The organism is Veillonella sp. AF36-20BH (genome assembly GCF_003602765.1).
GTDB lineage: Bacteria > Bacillota > Negativicutes > Veillonellales > Veillonellaceae > Veillonella > Veillonella hominis.
Map to the genome: position 1 here is coordinate 228,048 of NZ_QTLR01000002.1, position 17,755 is coordinate 245,802.

Below are 17,755 nucleotides of genomic sequence, written 5' to 3' on the forward strand. Positions count from 1 at the left end.
AATACTGTAGCCAGCATACCCCAATCCCCTTCCTATCGCTCGTAGGTACATAACGGTGATTATCAAATAGGCAGTTCTCCTGGCTCGGGATCGTCACCTCGCTTTCGCCTTCCCAGATTACTCCAGTGACATGTATAAAAGCAGGCTCATCCTTACAGTGGCGGGACCGCATCGGCTTATACCGATTTCTCTATTAAGTCTTGCGACACCTATTCTCTATATTCGTTGTTCTAAGTCCAATATAGTGTAACAATATGCACAAAGTCAATGAACATAACATTTAATCATAAGTACCAAAACTAAAGTTATAACTGAAAATCATATGCAATAACTAAAACGCATGATTTGAGAATTAGTGATATAATAAATACTATCACGAGGAGGCATTATGGAACATACAAGTAAAAAAGGGTTAATCACAGCCCTTAGTTGTTATATCATTTGGGGCTTACTCCCTCTATATTGGGCATTATTAAACCATGTTTCACCGTATAATATACTGGCACAGCGCATTATCTGGTCAGGTGTTTGTATGGCTATCGTTGTATTTGGTCTACATTTTAAGCAATTCAAAAAGGACTTTCAATTACTAAAAGAACAACGTTCACAACTATTCCTACTTTTAGTGGCGGCAGTCATCATCAGTGTAAACTGGTTCACCTACATTTGGGCCATCGCCAATAATCAAGTTATGAACACGAGCCTTGGTTATTACATCAATCCACTCTTTAATGTAGTATTAGGTGTCATCCTATTTAAAGAGGTTCTATCTATACCGAAAAAGCTAAGTGTCCTCATCGCTACCATCGGTATCGCCTTGCTCACCTATCAAGTGGGATCCTTACCGTTAGTATCGATGATCCTCGCCGTTTCCTTCGGTCTCTATGGAGCCGTAAAAAAGAAACTACTCATCTCTCCCTTTACGAGCATCGCCTTTGAGGCCTGGCTATTAACACCGCTAGCCTTACTATATACAACCATGGTCGATAATACCGTGTGGTCCTATTTCGGCACAGACTGGTATACAACCATGTTGCTCATAGCCTGCGGTCTAACTACATCTGTCCCATTGGTGCTATTCTCCTATGGGGCGCAACTATTGCCGCTCAATCTACTAGGCTTCTTGCAATATGTATCCCCTACCATTGCCTTGTTGCTTGCCATCTTTTACTTTGGTGAAAGCTTTGGCACACCACAGATGATTGCCTTCGGTTGTATCTGGATAGCCTTAATATTATTCTCCTTATCGAGCCAAATTACAACGCGCATTAGCCTTAAAAAGTAATACATCTACTAATCAACTAAAAAGCTATATCAAATGATATCCTCATTTGATACAGCTTTCTTTTTTATAGACGTATTAATCTAACTTATTTTAATCTAACTCATTCATATTGGTTGTATTCATATTAGAAATGTAATGGTTATAGGCCTCAATCATACGATTATAGTCATTATCTTGTTTTGATCCCATATAGGTACGAATTGCACCAATCGTAGAGTTTACAGAGGTCTTAACAGAATCATACTTAGGACTAGCAATACCATTTGATACATCGCCAATAGCTTGTAGCTCTTGATTGATAGCATTTACATCTAATTGTTTTTCACTATCGATCTTTTCTAAGACCGCAGTAAGTCGCAAATGAACCTCTTGTGCTGCAGCAGCATTTTTCTTGCCCGCATCGCGCAATTGTTGTAACCGTTGTTGCAAGCGGTCCGTATTGATTTTATGCATAACATTATCAAAGTCAGCATAAATAGGAACAAATTGTTCATACAATTGAACATATTTAGGGCCTAATTGTTGTTCCTTAGCATAGTTATCTGTGGTATACCCTTTAGATTTATAATATGCATCGAGCTCTTCCGCTACCGGTGTAATTTCGTTCAATTTTGAAAGTAGCTTATCTAAAGGCTCCTTCATTTCATCATAAGGAATACCAGCTTGCTTAGCCTCTTCTAATTCTTTTTGTAGCTGCTTAAAGTTCGGTGCACTAAATACAGTTAAATGCTGCCCTGCTTTTAACTCATTAAGAGTTGGCGTATTCGCATAATCAAACATGACAGCCATGCGATTGTATCGACTTACAGCTTTCACATATTGATTAAATAACTGCACCTGATCCTGCTCAGACCGCTGCGCAATTTCCTTGCGGCTCTGTTCAGTACCCTGCCATAGCTCTGACATACTACAACCGCTCAAAAAAAATGGGGATGTCAATGTCGCCGCACACAATACAGCCATTGCTACCCTTTTACCGAATGGTTTCATGATGAATCCTCTCCTTCCATCAATACACAACCTAATTTATACATATTAATTATATACTAATATGATTTTTATGAATAGGATTAATAACCAATGCACAAGAGGCTATGGAACTCTATATATTAGGCGCTTTAGAAGATGGACAAACTCTACCTACCCCCACATCTATTCGCAGCTTACCATGTACCGACACAACATATCCTACATTAGTGCAAACAGATATTGATTTAGCTAAAAATAGTAAGTCCGTAAAGAAAACCCTAACGATTCCTGCCTGGCTAAACGACAGAGCATTAGCTAAAGGAATTAACTTTTCTCAACTTTTACAAGAAACATTAGTAGAGAAAACAATGTAATTTACATCATCAATTGCTCAGTAAAATTAGAACTATTGTCCATGCAATAGATGCTAAGGTTAGTAATAGTATACAGATCATCCACAAGATTATTACAAAATAGAGCAGTAGCTTGAGTACATATAGTACATCAAACCATATACTATGTTGGTCCTCTAGACGGTCCATATAGGCACTAAGACATCGCACCAAATAGGGCGGTTTAACATTAGGATTCAGTTTTTTCAAATAAAACACCAAATAAGGCATAACAATACACCCTACCACCACTATATAGCTAAGGAAAATTGGTGTTTCAATATTGTACCGAGTCATAAACCCTGACCAGTCTACGACCACTAGACCACCAAGGTATAGAAAAACAAGCCAATATAAAAATCCTATCACCTTTATAATAAGGCGAATCATCTGTTTCACATCCATATCTATAATCCGACCAATGTTTTAAATCGCCTATTATTGTGAAAGCGTTCAAAATGGTCTTGTTCAGCTGCAACAGCTTTTACAGAAGGATCAATTTTTATAGCCTTTTCTAGCCAATCAAGGGCCTTAGTATCATCCCCTTGGTCTGCATAAATGGTAGCAATACCATACACAGACCAGGTGTTACTAGGGTCCTTTTCCAATACCTTTTCAAACCATTGTTTAGAATCATTTAACTGACCTTGCAATTTATAGACCATGGCCATGTTATAGTAATTAGCCACATTGCTAGGATCTAAATCATAAGCCTTTTTAGTATCTGTCAACCCTTTAGCCGCATCACCATTTAATGCTGTTGCAAAGCCGCGTACAGAATAGGCTTCTCCGTTGTTAGCATCTTGTTTAATAGACGCAGTGGCTTCTTCTATGGCTTTCGGATACTCACCAGCAGATAAGGCTTGCTTTGCTGTAATTAGATGGTCATCTTGCTTGGTAGTCGCTTGGCTGTTTCCCGCGGCAGATGTAGCGGAACCAGTAGCAGAACTAGTTGCATTTGATTCTGTTTTATTACTATTCGTGTTTTGATTCAATCCACATCCCGTAAGGGCTGTTATTAAAAGGAAAAAAAGCACAACCTTCTTCATTAGAAATTCTCCGATCATTAATTATATACAAGACTCTATAGCATGATGATATAATATAAAATACCTCCCGAAAGGAGGTGGTATATTGCAGGAGCTGTTTTATGCACTCTGGGGCACCTTGCTTGCCCCTATTATTGTTGCCTTAGTTGTAACTACCTACAGCTACTGGCTTAACAATAAAAACAAAAAATAAGCAAGAAAAAGGACGAGCTGCCACTCGTCCTTTTTTTTGGCTATATTGCAGGTAATTTCATACACTCTACTACCTACGTTTAGTATACCACATTTCTTAGAAAAATAAAGAATTAGCAATAAATCTCATAAAACTCCTAAAAACTATTAGTAGTTTTAACATAATTTACGAGCAATATTAAAGCAACATTAACATAAACTACCAGTTACTTTAACCCAACCTACTAGTAACCTTAGTGTAAACTACTAGCAACATTAACGTAAATAGCAATAGCTATACAAGACTTATTTCTTAGCCTTAGAGCAACGGTCCAATAGGAATGCAACGCCAATGAATGGGATGCCGCCGTTTTCACCAAGGCCGATTTCACAGGTAGAGCTGGAGCTTACGCCTAGTGTTGCACCGTATTCAGCGATTTCAGCTGCAAAGTCTTTGGTAGCACATTTGTTGAGTTCTGGTGTGAAGAACCCTTTTTGACCAGCAAAGCCATCACATGCAAAGGATTTAATGTTGAATACATGGTCTGTGCATAGACGAGCCAAATCTTCAATATATTGAGATTTATTCAAGGATTTGATCTTACATTGTTTGTGTACAATTACGCGTTCATCGCATTTTTCAATGTCGAGATGAGGCACAACGTATTTGCACAAGAATTCAGAAATATCGTTGATTTCTAAGTCTGGCATATGTTTGAAAGCATGATTAAAGCATGCACTATGGTCAATCACGATTGGGTATTTACCATTTTGAGATGCTTTCATCAACGCATCGTGTAAGTCTTTTACAGCACGCTCATGAACGTCATCGTAGTTTTCAAAGCTCAAGCCACAGCAGAGGTTTTCGATATGTTCAGGGTAGATAATATCGATATGGGCCTTGTTGCAAAGGCTTTCCACTACTTGTTGCAAGCTACGTTCATCGTCGTAACCTTGATTAGGTTTGAACGCACGATTCGCACAAGTACTGAAGTATACAACCTTTTCAAAGTTAGTCGGTTTAATGCGACTTCTCAATCTGTAGCGATTAGCCTTAGGAGTTGTTTTAGGTACATATGGTGTAACACCTGTTACGCCATGTAAGCCTTCAGTAATCTTGGAGATCGCTTTTTGTGTAATGATAGATCCTGCAATGCCTTCAAGACTTACACCAGCACGGCACATTTGAAGTGTTGTGGAGAAGTTATCGTAGATTTTCTTAGCTAATTCTGGTGCAGGCGGATCGATGCGACGCATGGATAATGCAATTTGAGCAGTATCGATGCTGAGCGGGCAAAGGCCTTTACACATGGAGCACGCAGCACAGGTATCTACACCAAAGTATTCATAGCCTTTTTTAAGCTCCGCAGCCAATGTGAAATTGCCTTCGTTTTCAAGGCGTTTCGTTTCGCGCAACAATGCGATACGTTGGCGTGGAGTCAATGTTAAATTGCGGCTTGGACAATGTTTTTCACAGAAACCACATTCCATACAGATTGTGAAAGCATCATCGATAACACATTGAGCTTTAAGGTTTTTCTTATACACATCTGGGTCATCAGTAATAATAACATCAGGATTCAAGATGCGTTCAGGGTCAAAGATAGCTTTGATGCGACGGTTGATTTCATACGCTTTACGGCCCCATTCCATTTCTATAAATGGTGCCACCATGCGACCTGTACCATGTTCGGCTTTCAAAGAACCACCGAAGCCAGAGACGCGTTCGGACATTTCTTTTACCAAATCGCCAAAGTTCTTAGTATCTTTAGGATCACTGAAATCAGGCGTAATGTTAAAGTGAACATTACCAGATAACGCATGGCCGAAGATTACGCCACCGTCTACGAAATCGTATTTGTGGAATAATTCGGTAAGCATTTCGATACCCTTCGTGAAATCTTCGATTTGGAAGCATACGTCTTCTGTAATAACAGTGGTGCCTTTTCTACGTTGACCACCAACGATTGGCAAGATACCTTTACGGATTGCCCACCAAGAATCGTATTCTTTAGGATCTTGAGAGTAAAGACTTGGGATAGCCGTTGGAATATCTTTCAATTTGTCTTTAATGAAAGCTAAGTTTTCATCGACAATTTCTTTAGAGTAGCTTTCAGTTTGGAACAAGATAGCACTTGTACCTTCAGGAACTTCACGAACAAATTCAGGCACATTATCTAGCGATTGAACGGCCTTAAGGGATTGATAGTCCATCATTTCAGCAGCTACAACCTTATCGCGACCCATATTAGCCAATGCTACAACCGCAAGAGATGCATCGTTCAATGTTTTAAAGAACATGAGACCGCAACCTTTGTAAGGTACGTCTTCAACAGTGTTGTACACGATTTCAGATACGAAACCCAATGTACCTTCGGAGCCGATAAACAAGTGGTTGATGATATCGATAATATCTTCAAAATCAACAAGGGAGTTCAAGCCGTAGCCTGTGGTATTTTTGATTTTGTACTTGTGATGAATCAAGTGTGTCAGTTCTTCATCGGCCAAAATATCCTTGCGCAATTGCAAGATATCCTCTACCATTTGAGGTTTTTCTTTAAGGAATTGATCAATGCTCTTTTGGTCAGACGTATCAAGGATGGAGCCATCTAGTAATACAACGCGAATAGACCGAATTGTTTTATAAGAGTTTTGCGCCGTACCACAGCACATACCAGAGGAGTTATTATTCAAAATACCGCCTACTAATGCAGTGGCAAGCGTTGCAGGATCTGGACCGATTTTACGATTGTACGGTTTCAATAAATCATTCGCATCGGAACCGATAACACCACATTCGCATTTTAAAGCCTTGCCATCATCGATAACTTCCATCTTCTTGAAGCCATCATTACATACGATGAGTACATCTTCACTGGAGCATTGACCAGACAAGGAGGAGCCGGCCGCACGGAATGTAAATGGTGTACCACATTGTTGGCATAAACGAATGAGCCGTCTTACTTCCCGTTCATCCTCTGCCTTTACAACAACCTTTGGTAAATAGCTATAGCAAGACGCATCAACGCCATATGCATAACGACGTAAATGATCGGTATATACGCGACCTTTACAAATCTCATTTGCCTCTTTGGCAAAACGTTCATAATCTCTAATAAGTGTACTCACTTGTATTTCCTCCTATCCTTTCTTAAGGAATCTATTACTTTTAGTATACGCCGTTCTCATTCTCCTCACTATAATTATGCATAATTTATATCTCTTCTAACAAAAATCGATATGCATTACCCTTTTATTCCCTCAGTTGAAAGTACATCTCATTAGCATTATCATGTACCCATTTTTCCTCATGTGCAATCGAGAATCCTTATTTATTAAGCATGTATAGATATAGTCAGTAATTATCTACTAAAACCTCTCTAAATAACGATTCGTACTACCTATAATTCTATAGTAAATACATTACTAACATTATGCATAAAAATAGTATGATTTATATATTTTAAATTTTTCATTCTCATTTATAGTTCTCTATGACTTTTAGTTATACCCTTTTATAAAATGCTGAAAATACAGAAAGCCCTCTAATGGTAACATGCTTACGAATCACCATTAGAGGGCTTATATTAAATTATATCATCCCAAGATACCAGATTTAAGAATGAGGCGTACCGCCAATGCAAAGACAGCTACGCTCATGAGAGCGAGGATAGCTTTTGCTTTGAGACGTTTTGCAATACGGGCCCCCGCTTGAGCGCCAAAGATAGCGCCAATACTAGTAGGGATAGCAATGCTAAATACGATGTGACTTTCAATTAAATGTGTAATAACCCCCACCGTTGTTGATACGGCGAGAATAGATTGACTTGTAGCTGTTGCCATATGGGTAGGAAATCCCATGAGATAAATTAAAGCCGGCACATGAATAAGTCCTCCACCGATACCAAAGATACTGGAGATGAAACCTACAAAGAAACTAATGCTAATACCGATAGGTTTGCTATAGCTCAACTGCTCAAGAGTCAGAGACTCTTCCTTTCGCTCCCCTTTTCTAAAATTTTTAAAACCAATCAATACAGATGCACACAGCATAAAGCATCCAAAGGCAAACATAAATCCTTTACCGGAGAACCATCCAGACATTTGGGCCCCTAAAATGGCGCCTGGAAAGGTAGCTAAACTAAAGACAATAGCAGCGTTAATGTATACCTTTTTTTGTTTCAGATACGCTATAGATCCAGAAATAGCATTACACATAACAGAAAAAAGTGACGTCCCTACAATCATGGATGGAGACCACTCAGGGAACCAATACATAAAGAGAGGCACGAATACGAGACCCCCACCGGCACCGATGATGGTGCCCAGCATAGCCGCTAAAAAGCCAACTATAGTAAAGAATATATAGAATACCACTATATTATCAAGCACATTAAAACCTCCCATGCCGTTTGAATTATTGTTTCTCCATATATACAAAGGATAATCCCGTGTCATCCTGTATTTCTCTAACGGCTTTATACCCCATTTTTGTATATAACTTTATATTGATCCAGCTTTTCGTACATGTATATAATACGCGCCGATCTTGGCTGCATTGTTCATCTACAAAGGCTAATAATTTCCGAGCCAACCCTTGTTGCCGATAGTCTGGATGCACCATCAAGCGACCGACCTCTACCACTCCATCGTCATATTGATAGCGAATGCCTCCGATTACTCTTCCCGTATCATCTACCATTTTATAGGTATGCCACTGGTTGAAAGCATCGTTATAATCCTCTTCCGACTCCATCAATGCAGGAACCATTCGACTACCAATCATTTCCGCTTCGCTTTCAAAAGAAAGTAGTTGTAAACGGTACAGATCCAATATATCTGACTCAGTAGCTTTCACAATTTTCATAAACTACTCCTAATATATACCACGAATCAACGATTAGCTTTACATAAAATAGCTAATTTGATTGGAAGAATTCCTTAGCCGCCTTCAATCGGCCACGTTCACAAGAGACTTGTAATTCATCCCCCGGTTCGAGTTTCACGTCTCCTAGTGGCACAATGTAGGTACCGTTACGCCGAATGCTTACGATGAGTGTACCATCTGGTAATGCCAAGTCTTGTAGTTGTACATCTGTATAGTTTGCCACTACAGGCACCTTAGTTTGGAAGAATGTTTGTACAGATTCTAGATTATTTTGACCACTCATGGCTTGTAATAAAGAATCGTAAATCGGTGGTTCTTTTAAAAGCTCCGCCACAAGGTATGCTACGAGCGTAACAATCCCGATGGCATAAATATTAGAGAAACTATTCGTCATTTCAAGAACCAGCAAAATCGCCAAAATAGGCGTCCGCATAGCGGCTGCTAGCATGCCACCCATAGCACAGATAACAAATTGCGGTACAAAATCAGGAGAAATGAGTCCTAATGTTGAAAGTAAGCTTTCACAAAAAGCACCTGCAGAGGCCCCTATAACAAGCATAGGCAAAAATATACCGCCTTGAGCACCACTGCCATAGCAAAAGGTGGTGAGCAAAATCTTGCCTAGCACAATGCCTGCCAAGAGCAATACACCGTGAGATTGAAAGGCAAGCTGACCCACGAGGTCATTGCCTCCGCCCAAGAGGAGCTGCGAATCAAAGCCAATGGCCGCCACCGCCACGAAGGTAAGGGCCAATTTCAAGAATCGAGAACATTTGAGCCAATCAAAGAACCTCTTGAAAGCAAAAATCATACGGCAAAATAACACGCCACATAGCCCCATGATAACACCCACCATGAGCAGTATTGGAAAATATTCAAGAGGAACCCCTGAGGTCACTGTAAAGCCCAGTGCTGGTGTAAGACCAAAGATACTAACCGTAATATAGTTAGAAATCAAGGTTGCCACAAAGGTGGGCACAACGAGATACGGATAAAAGCTTTTATGTACCTCTTCAAAGACGAACATCGCCCCCGATACGGGCGCACTAAAGGCGGCTGTTAAGCCTGCCCCTGCACCTGCAGATGTCAAAATACGCTGTTCTCGTAGCCCCGAATTCATCCAGTAAGATACGATCTTCCCAGCAGAGCCGCCAATCTGTACGGCTGGGCCTTCACGACCTACGGAAAATCCTGCAAAGCCGGTCAGTACGCCACCAATCATTTTAGATACTAGTGTCCGATAGGGCTTCATATCAAAGAGGCCTAACATCTCCCCTTCTATTTGAGGAATCCCTGAACCACCGGACAATGGGGCCCACACGAGCAATCGATCTACGATAAACGCAAAAATGACCATGGCCACAAGCCAACCTATGGCCCATTCCATAGTAATACCATCCATCAGACGCCACCTAATATGCTCTGATTCAAGTATCAAATAACGGTATGATGCCCCAAAAAAGCCTGCAATTACCCCAACAAGGGCCCCCTTTGCAATGAGCTCCGTTAAAAGTACGCGATTCATGGACATATCTGCCAAGGTAGAACTACGCTTATTAAATTTCCATAGCTTCATAAGACTCTCCTTAGCATTACTATCTAACACCTATCTAAACATCATATGTAAGCATCTCAGTGATTTAACGGGTTGAACTAAGCACCTAGTCATTGAATACCATCTACAAAAATCGCTCAGCGCTCAGTCAAACTATCTATTCATATCATTAGTATACTTATGTAAACCACCATTTTCAAGAAAGGATCATGTATAAAAATAGCTTTCTTACTGAACACGAGGTCAAAGGTCCGAATCACAAAACAATAGATAGCACTTTAAACACAAAGCTAGCCACCTCTAAAAAGAGATGGCTAGTTTTGTTAAGTAAGTGTGTAAATATATTTACTTTACATATTCGGAGGCATTTGAAATATGTAAAGACACTAATTAGAATATGGATTCATAGATAGCGATGATTTCTTCTAAGGATGCATCTCGTGGGTTGCCAGGTGTACATGCGTCATTGAAAGCAGATTCAGCGAGGAATGGAATATCTTCCCGTTTTACACCTGCTTCGCTAAGAGATTTAGGAATACCTACGTCATCAGCTAATTTTTGGATTACATCGATTGCTGCTTGACGATAGGTTTCTTGATCCATGCTATCTACATCAGGAACGCCCATAACACGAGCGATTTCACGATATTTTTCACCTGTAGCAGGGGCATTGAATTTCAATACCGCTGTTAACAGCATGGCACAAGCCTTACCATGAGGAATATCGTACACGGCACTCAATGGATGCGCCATAGAGTGAACGATGCCAAGGCCTACGTTGGAGAAGCCCATGCCCGCAATGTATTGACCTAAGGACATGGCTTCACGGCCTGCATAATCACCAGCCACGGCGCTACGCAAGGAGCGGCCGATAATTTCGATAGCTTTCAAATGAAGCATATCCGTTAGTTCCCACGCCCCTTTTGTGATATAACCTTCTACGGCGTGTACGAGGGCATCCATACCTGTGGCAGCGCAAAGACCTGTTGGCATCGATGCGGACATGTCAGGGTCTACGATAGCTACGATTGGGATGTCATGAGGATCAACACAAACGAATTTGCGATTCTTTTCAACATCTGTAATAACGTAGTTAATAGTAACCTCTGCAGCCGTACCAGATGTAGTAGACACAGCGATAATCGGTAAGCATGGATGTTTAGTAGGTGCTAAGCCTTCAAGACTGCGTACATCGCCAAATTCAGGGTTCGTCATAATCGTAGCAATAGCCTTACTTGTATCGATAGCACTGCCACCGCCTACAGCAACGATAGCTTCAGCGCCTGCCGCCTTACAAGCAGCCACACCAGATGTTACGTTTTCAATGGTTGGATTTGGCTTAATATTATCATACACTTCGTAAGCAATGCCTGCCGCATCAAGTAAATCTGTTACCTTTGTAGCTACCTTAAACTCGAATAAATCAGGTGTAGACGTAACGAGAACCTTTTTAAAATGGCGATTCTTAATTTCGTTTACAATCTCCTGAATCGCGCCTTGCCCAAAATAAGACGTACCGTTCAACATTATTCTCCGAGCCATATACCTCACTCCTAACGAAAAACAAACCGATAGAGAATCACTTTACCTATTAATTCTCTATCGGTTTAATAAACTCCTTGATAGCTCGTTATGTATACACTATATATTTTTCTATTGTAATGATTCTAAAGTTTTTCTCCCTTGAGTGTCAACTCAGATACGATTTCAATGAATAGTACTTCCACTTTCTATATTCGTGATATGTTTAGTTAATTCCTGCCAATACAATTAAATATTCTAAGAAATTTTACTAATTTTCATAAGCAAAATCCGTTTCACCGATTCATCGAGTCGTTCTTTTGAGATGCGACCGTCTTTCACGGCTTTCATAAGGCCATTGTAAGCCTCTTGCATGTGTTCGTATTCGTGGCACACAAGCAAGATGTCGCTACCTGCGAAAATGGATTGCACAGCCATATCACCAAAGGTATAGTGTTTCGCGAGGGCCCCCATGTCCATATCATCTGTTACGACGACGCCATTGTAACCCATATCCTTGCGTAACCAATCAGTAATAATCGCCTTCGATAAACTAGCCGGATGGTCTGGATCGATTTGTGGGTACATCGCATGAGACACCATGATTGTATAGGTATTCGGTTTAGACTGTTTAATGAGGTCTACGAATACCTTTGTGTCCTCTGAAAGCAATGCTTCTTTAGATACAGGAACAATGCTTGTGTCCGCGTGCAAGTCTACGTCAGTCTTGCCAATGCCGGGAAAGTGTTTATAGGAATACCACAAGCCCGCTTCATCGTAAGCCTTACCAACGGCACCTGCATAGCGCACAACCTCATCAGGGTTCGTACTATAAGAACGACCATAGGTTAATCCCAAGTCCACCACAGGAGCAAAGTTAATGTTAAAGCCCAAATCTTTTAGTTCCGCACCAGACTGTTTTGCCAAGGATGCAGCCTGTTCAATAGGTGCCTTACCTAGCTCCTCAGCAGGAGGAACCTTGATGAGCTGATCATCCATGCGCGCTACCGCACCACCCTCTTGGTCAATGCCGAGGAACAATGGAGTTAAACCCGCACTTTTACCAGCCTTATTAATGTCTGCAATGAGCGTTTTAACTTGATCCTTGGACTCCATATTGCGATCAAACAAAATAATGCCGCCCACACGATACTCGTTGAGCATAAACTTTGCGTCATCGTTCAACGTCTTGCCGTGAATGCCAATCATCAACAATTGGCCCACCTTGTCTGCATCGGACATATTCGCCACTAACTTGTCCACCTTTTGCTCTGGTGAAAGCTCGCTTTGTACTACGGACTCATAGGTCACAGGCTCTGCCTTTGAAGTAAATGGATTATGTAAACCACAACCCGTTGTAAGCGCTAAGGCGCCAATCATCGTAGTTGCCACGAAACGTCGAAACATATATACCTCCAAAATCTCTAAAAAGTATTATGTATAGTATATCAAAAAATAAAGACCACCCCAACAACACAAAAAGATTGTTACCCAACCCCTGCGGATACGTCCGATAGCGGGATTAAGCAACAATCTTTATGTATTTAATCTAATCTTTGAAGTTTACTATTTACAGCTTATAGATTCAACTTTTAAATTTATATTATATTGCTTACAGTTCTTAGCTTTGACTTTGTAATTTGAAATTTCGTAATTTACATTTCATAGTTTGGATTTTTTAATTTAAATTTTGCCTTGTTCTTTCATTTCAGCTAAGAGTTTTACGATGCGAGGCCCACAGCCTTTACCACCGCAAGCGCCCGTACCAGCACGAGTTACTTCTTTTACTTGTGGAAATGTACGAGCACCATTTAAAATAGCTTCTTTAATCGTTTTGCGCGTAATACTACGGCAAGTACACACCTTTGTAAGCTTGTCCAGAATCGCCTCTGGCACTTGATTTTCTTCAAAATTCATATGTAATTCCTCTTCTATTCACTTGAATATCTATATACAGTATCAATTTAGTATATCGATTTAGTATATTGATTTACTATATCAATAGTATCTAATAAAACACTATAATATTGCTATATCGAAAATTTACGATTTCCGTACTTATTATAACACAATCGAGGAACTATATCGATAGTTTTTAATATAAAATCTAAAGAACAATCAAAAGTTAATCTGCTACTATAAAAAACAGTAGAATGTACAAATACATAAAATATACGGATAGGCTAAATATATAGATAAGCTAAATATACAGATAAACTAAATCTAGCTAAAAAAATCTACCATAAAGATATTCCTTTATGGTAGAGACTTTCACAAAATATAATTATAGTATGAGCTCAATAATGGCAAAGTAGATTTTAAATATCGTTTGTTGTAATGGACGAATAACCATAGAAATAATGGGTGTGTTAATAAGGATGATAAAGAATAGTAAATTAAGCATCCCTAATTGGTAATATCTCATCTGCCACTCTGTAGGCAACCACGGCAAGATGATATTAAATCCAGGCAATGGTGGGAACGGAATCAAACAGAAGATTGATAAGCCAATACTATATAAAATAATATATTGCATAACCATGGCAAGACCTTGAGACTCCATGAGGCCTAATTTTCCAAGAAGCATATATATAAAGGTGAATATGAAGCCTGCTATAAGACCTGCCACAGGACCTGCAAAGGCAAGCAAGCTTATATCACGTCGTGGATCTTTAAAGTAAGATGGATTAATTGACATAGGTTTTGCCCAACCGAAGCCAACAAGAATAATACAGATGGTACCAATTAGATCAAGGTGCGCCATTGGTGACAATGTGAGGCGTCCCGCCAGACGCGGCGTTGGATCACCAAACCAAGTTGCTACCTTCGCCTCTGCATATCCAAAGATAGAAAAAACGATCATAATAGCAGGAATACTTGCTAATATCTGAACCGGATTTAAATCAAACATAGAACTCCTTTATTGTTTAGCTTCCCATGCGGTGTAGCCTTCTTGAATGCAACGAAGGGCATTCAAGGTGCGAGGATAGCCGATATACGGCACGCATTGGGATGCGATGTTAATCAAATATTGTTTACTGTTCCCTACGTTCAAATTACCTTCTATATGGGCCTTGAGTTGAGCTTCACAGCCACCTTGAGCCGCAAGGAAGCAAAAGGTAATCATTTCACGATGAGCCACGCTAAGGCCTTTACGTGTATAGTAATCGCCGAACATATTGGCAAGCCATTTATTGATATGACGAATATCTTCTGGCCCTTCTTGGTAAGAATTACGCATAGACTCGCCAAAGATTTCCACTTGTTTTTCTACGCCTTTTTCAAGACGAGACTCGCCAGTAATCGTGCTACGAGATGGATCAACAATAGCTTCTCCTCGATAGTCAAAAATCTTATTGGTCACCTTAAAGAATGGGCGTACTCGACCGATGCCAAGATAGGGCACCGCTTGATAAATGAGCTCTACTACTTCATCAGGAATAAGACCAAAATTTAATGCTGCCGGTAGCATTAATGCATATTCATCAACAGCAGAGGCGCCTACTAATATTGCAAGAATGGCTAAGAAGCGATCCTTTGCAGGTACATTACGGCCTTCTTCGGTGATGACTTCATCAAAGGCAAAATTATCAAACAATACTTCAAACTCTGGATCAATATAACCTGCTGGGGCTGCAATATCAGGGAACATACGCTCCGTGTAGGCTTGAGCAAATTCAGATTTAGACATAAAAAACCTCCATAAACAACACTGGTGAAAGCCCAAAAGGAGCTTTCACCAGCAATAGTTATGTAATTATTACGATACGGGCCATCAAATTATAACGCTGGGAATTCGAAAGTTGTGCCGTATACTTCTTTCCAAGCAGCCATGAACATATTGAACTCATTTGTTCCAGGTTGAATTTGGTAAACTTGACCATCTGGAGCGTAACGATATACAGTATGTAAGCTTGGATGAACAAGATATTTGAATAATGTAGCTTCCCCGTATTGGTTATTATGCATATTAATTACATTAACGCCAAATACATGGTTACGGCTGCTATCGATACCTTTAAACTCAGATGCTTTATCAAAGAAATACGTTTCTGTACCATTTGCACTATTTGGAACCTCTGGGTAGTTAGCTAACCCATTCCAGTTTGCTGCGTTTGCAACACCACCTACTAATAATGTACCGGCTAATACAAATGCACCTAATAAATTTTTATTCATAATGCTCTCCTTTGTGCCACGAGGGCAAATCACGAATCAGTCATACTCTCACATGACTTGAATACAATACGCTATAGGTATAGTATATCACATTTTTAATAAAATTTTTAGATTTCCAAGGTTACAGAATATATGCATATGAGGTTGTATCAAATTAGCCCTTCATGTTCTCTGCTGTTTTTGCGTTTGCGTTATCGATTGCTTCTAGTAATTTATTGAGCAACATACGCAATTGACGTGTTTCTTCTACGTCAAAAATAGGGCCTGACGCTTCAGCCAAGCGGCGTGGTATATGAACAGCTACATCACGTAATGCTTTACCCGTATCGGTAAGAGTTACCATAACTACGCGTTCATCTTGACGACTGCGTTTGCGTTTCAAGAATGCTTTGGCTTCTAATTTCTTTAAAAGCGGTGTTAATGTACCGGAATCAAGGCGCAATACTTGGCCCAATTCCTTAACGGATAAATCACCATATTGCCACAATGCCATCATTACGATGTATTGAGTATATGTCAAATTTAAAGGATCTAAGTGATTACGATATGCATTAACAATTTCCTTCGCCACTACATAAAGTGGAAAGCTCAATTGATTTTCCAATCTTAAATATTCTGAATCAGGAACATCTTCTTTATGTTTGTACCCTTCGAGTACACCAATTTCTGCCATATTCTACCTCCATATGCACACAATTATCTACTAATTAATTGTACACAATTTTACGGTAAACAGTCAACGCAAAAAGCCTACTTTGAACAGATATTTTTAAATTTGTCAATTAATTAATATTTATTTTCTTATTCGTTAAGAATTAGGCAATTCTATAGAATTTATGGGTAAAAATCATACCATAAAATTGTTACTTTATTTATAAATTATTTTAATATTAAATTAGAAAGTTATAACTTCTGTTTTCAATGAAATCTTTTTTCGTTGCAGGACCGTCTCCTAATAAATGACTTAGTAAAAATACGCCCCTCTACTAGGTCCTTCCTTGTAGTATAATAAAAGAAATTCTATATCAAAGCTAACTTATAATAGGAGGCCTATATGAACACCTTAGAGTGCATCAAAACTCGTCATAGTACGCGTAAATTTAAAGCAGATCAAGTATCTCGAGAACTTATCGATCAAGTCCTCGACGCTGGGCGTCGTGCTCCATCTGGCGGTAATACGCAATTAACACATTTCATGGTCATTACGAACCAAGATGTGCTTCAAGAACTAGTAACACTCATTCAAGAAGAATACGGCAAAATGCCGATTACAGAAAATACTTTACCTTACATAGTGAATATCATTAAGATGTCCGCCGAAGGCAAATTTATATTCCACTATAATGCACCTGTACTCATCGTATTAGCTAGTAAAGCAAACTATGCTAATAACTTTGCTGATGTATCTTGTGCTATGCAAAATATGATGCTTGCTTGCAATGAACTCGACCTTGGCAGTTGCTGGGTTAATCAAATTCGACACCTCCAAGATAACGAACGTATTCAAGCCAAAATGCGCGAACTAGGTCTTAGCGAAGACGAAAAAGTCTACGCTAGCCTCGCTATCGGCTACCCAGATCTACCAAATGGTCTTAACCGTCGTGAAATCGAAGCAAAAGGCTATCCTGTAACATATATTGATTAATCAACACTAGAAACCATCGATTTCATACTATAAGTAAAACAAAAGTGCTATCTATCCTACAACTCTATTTGAGTTTCGTTAGGAATAGATAGCACTTTTTA

The 17,755-nt window shown here is 39.6% G+C and carries 16 protein-coding genes, 1 pseudogene and 1 riboswitch; of the genes and pseudogenes, 4 read left to right on the forward strand and 13 right to left on the reverse strand.

Features of this window, described 5'->3' with window-relative positions:
• Positions 1-51: 51 nt before the first annotated feature.
• Positions 52-228, reverse strand: a riboswitch (cobalamin riboswitch).
• A gap of 160 nt (positions 229-388) precedes the next feature.
• Complete coding sequence (gene rarD / locus DW000_RS03595) at positions 389-1,285, forward strand: EamA family transporter RarD (RefSeq protein ID WP_060919471.1); 897 nt, start codon at positions 389-391, stop codon at positions 1,283-1,285.
• A 90-nt stretch (positions 1,286-1,375) separates the two neighbouring features.
• Here the strand turns inward: rarD and DW000_RS03600 are convergent, their stop codons facing one another.
• Positions 1,376-2,275 (reverse strand): DUF3829 domain-containing protein, encoded by a 900-nt coding sequence (locus DW000_RS03600; RefSeq protein ID WP_120055087.1) that lies wholly within the window; start codon positions 2,273-2,275, stop codon positions 1,376-1,378.
• 80 nt (positions 2,276-2,355) lie between these two features.
• Here DW000_RS03600 and DW000_RS03605 point away from each other — a divergent pair.
• Positions 2,356-2,628 (forward strand): annotated as a pseudogene (locus DW000_RS03605) (type II toxin-antitoxin system HicB family antitoxin); the annotation flags it as partial.
• 425 nt (positions 2,629-3,053) lie between these two features.
• On the opposite strand, the gene DW000_RS03615 reads toward DW000_RS03605, so the two are convergent.
• Positions 3,054-3,695 (reverse strand): tetratricopeptide repeat protein, encoded by a 642-nt coding sequence (locus tag DW000_RS03615; protein ID WP_120055091.1) that lies wholly within the window; start codon positions 3,693-3,695, stop codon positions 3,054-3,056.
• A 118-nt stretch (positions 3,696-3,813) separates the two neighbouring features.
• Between DW000_RS03615 and DW000_RS03620 the strand changes: the two genes are divergently transcribed.
• A complete protein-coding gene (locus DW000_RS03620; RefSeq protein WP_229039624.1) occupies positions 3,814-3,888 on the forward strand; it encodes a type I toxin-antitoxin system Fst family toxin in 75 nt (24 codons plus the stop codon).
• A 284-nt stretch (positions 3,889-4,172) separates the two neighbouring features.
• Here DW000_RS03620 and DW000_RS03625 read toward each other — a convergent pair whose 3' ends face one another.
• From DW000_RS03625 to DW000_RS03675, 11 genes are all read right to left on the reverse strand, one after another.
• Positions 4,173-6,995 carry an FAD-binding and (Fe-S)-binding domain-containing protein gene (locus DW000_RS03625; RefSeq protein WP_120055093.1) on the reverse strand — a complete coding sequence of 941 codons (2,823 nt, stop codon included), beginning with the start codon at positions 6,993-6,995 and terminating at the stop codon, positions 4,173-4,175.
• Positions 6,996-7,463: 468 nt separating this feature from the next.
• Positions 7,464-8,258, reverse strand: coding sequence for a sulfite exporter TauE/SafE family protein (locus DW000_RS03630; protein ID WP_077707813.1), 795 nt, complete (start codon positions 8,256-8,258; stop codon positions 7,464-7,466).
• A 25-nt stretch (positions 8,259-8,283) separates the two neighbouring features.
• Positions 8,284-8,733 carry a GNAT family N-acetyltransferase gene (locus tag DW000_RS03635; protein ID WP_120055095.1) on the reverse strand — a complete coding sequence of 150 codons (450 nt, stop codon included), beginning with the start codon at positions 8,731-8,733 and terminating at the stop codon, positions 8,284-8,286.
• A 52-nt stretch (positions 8,734-8,785) separates the two neighbouring features.
• The gene (locus tag DW000_RS03640; RefSeq protein WP_120055097.1) at positions 8,786-10,330 is read right to left on the reverse strand and encodes a ClC family H(+)/Cl(-) exchange transporter; all 1,545 of its coding nucleotides are present in this window, start codon (positions 10,328-10,330) and stop codon (positions 8,786-8,788) included.
• Positions 10,331-10,699: 369 nt separating this feature from the next.
• Positions 10,700-11,851: a lactaldehyde reductase gene (fucO, locus tag DW000_RS03645; protein ID WP_120055099.1), complete on the reverse strand. Its 1,152-nt coding sequence runs from the start codon at positions 11,849-11,851 to the stop codon at positions 10,700-10,702.
• Between the two features lie 237 nt (positions 11,852-12,088).
• Positions 12,089-13,237, reverse strand: coding sequence for a glycoside hydrolase family 3 protein (locus DW000_RS03650; RefSeq protein WP_120055101.1), 1,149 nt, complete (start codon positions 13,235-13,237; stop codon positions 12,089-12,091).
• 276 nt (positions 13,238-13,513) lie between these two features.
• Positions 13,514-13,747 (reverse strand): (2Fe-2S)-binding protein, encoded by a 234-nt coding sequence (locus tag DW000_RS03655; RefSeq protein WP_120055103.1) that lies wholly within the window; start codon positions 13,745-13,747, stop codon positions 13,514-13,516.
• A gap of 367 nt (positions 13,748-14,114) precedes the next feature.
• On the reverse strand, positions 14,115-14,741 hold the full coding sequence (locus tag DW000_RS03660) for a site-2 protease family protein (protein ID WP_120055105.1): 627 nt from the start codon (positions 14,739-14,741) through the stop codon (positions 14,115-14,117).
• Between the two features lie 9 nt (positions 14,742-14,750).
• A complete protein-coding gene (locus tag DW000_RS03665; RefSeq protein ID WP_120055107.1) occupies positions 14,751-15,521 on the reverse strand; it encodes a carboxymuconolactone decarboxylase family protein in 771 nt (256 codons plus the stop codon).
• Positions 15,522-15,610: 89 nt separating this feature from the next.
• On the reverse strand, positions 15,611-16,009 hold the full coding sequence (locus tag DW000_RS03670; protein ID WP_021148759.1) for a hypothetical protein: 399 nt from the start codon (positions 16,007-16,009) through the stop codon (positions 15,611-15,613).
• Positions 16,010-16,163: 154 nt separating this feature from the next.
• Complete coding sequence (locus tag DW000_RS03675) at positions 16,164-16,682, reverse strand: MarR family transcriptional regulator (protein WP_058948301.1); 519 nt, start codon at positions 16,680-16,682, stop codon at positions 16,164-16,166.
• Between the two features lie 381 nt (positions 16,683-17,063).
• Here DW000_RS03675 and DW000_RS03680 point away from each other — a divergent pair, with 381 nt between their 5' ends.
• The gene (locus tag DW000_RS03680; protein WP_120055109.1) at positions 17,064-17,654 is read left to right on the forward strand and encodes a nitroreductase; all 591 of its coding nucleotides are present in this window, start codon (positions 17,064-17,066) and stop codon (positions 17,652-17,654) included.
• Positions 17,655-17,755: the final 101 nt, after the last annotated feature.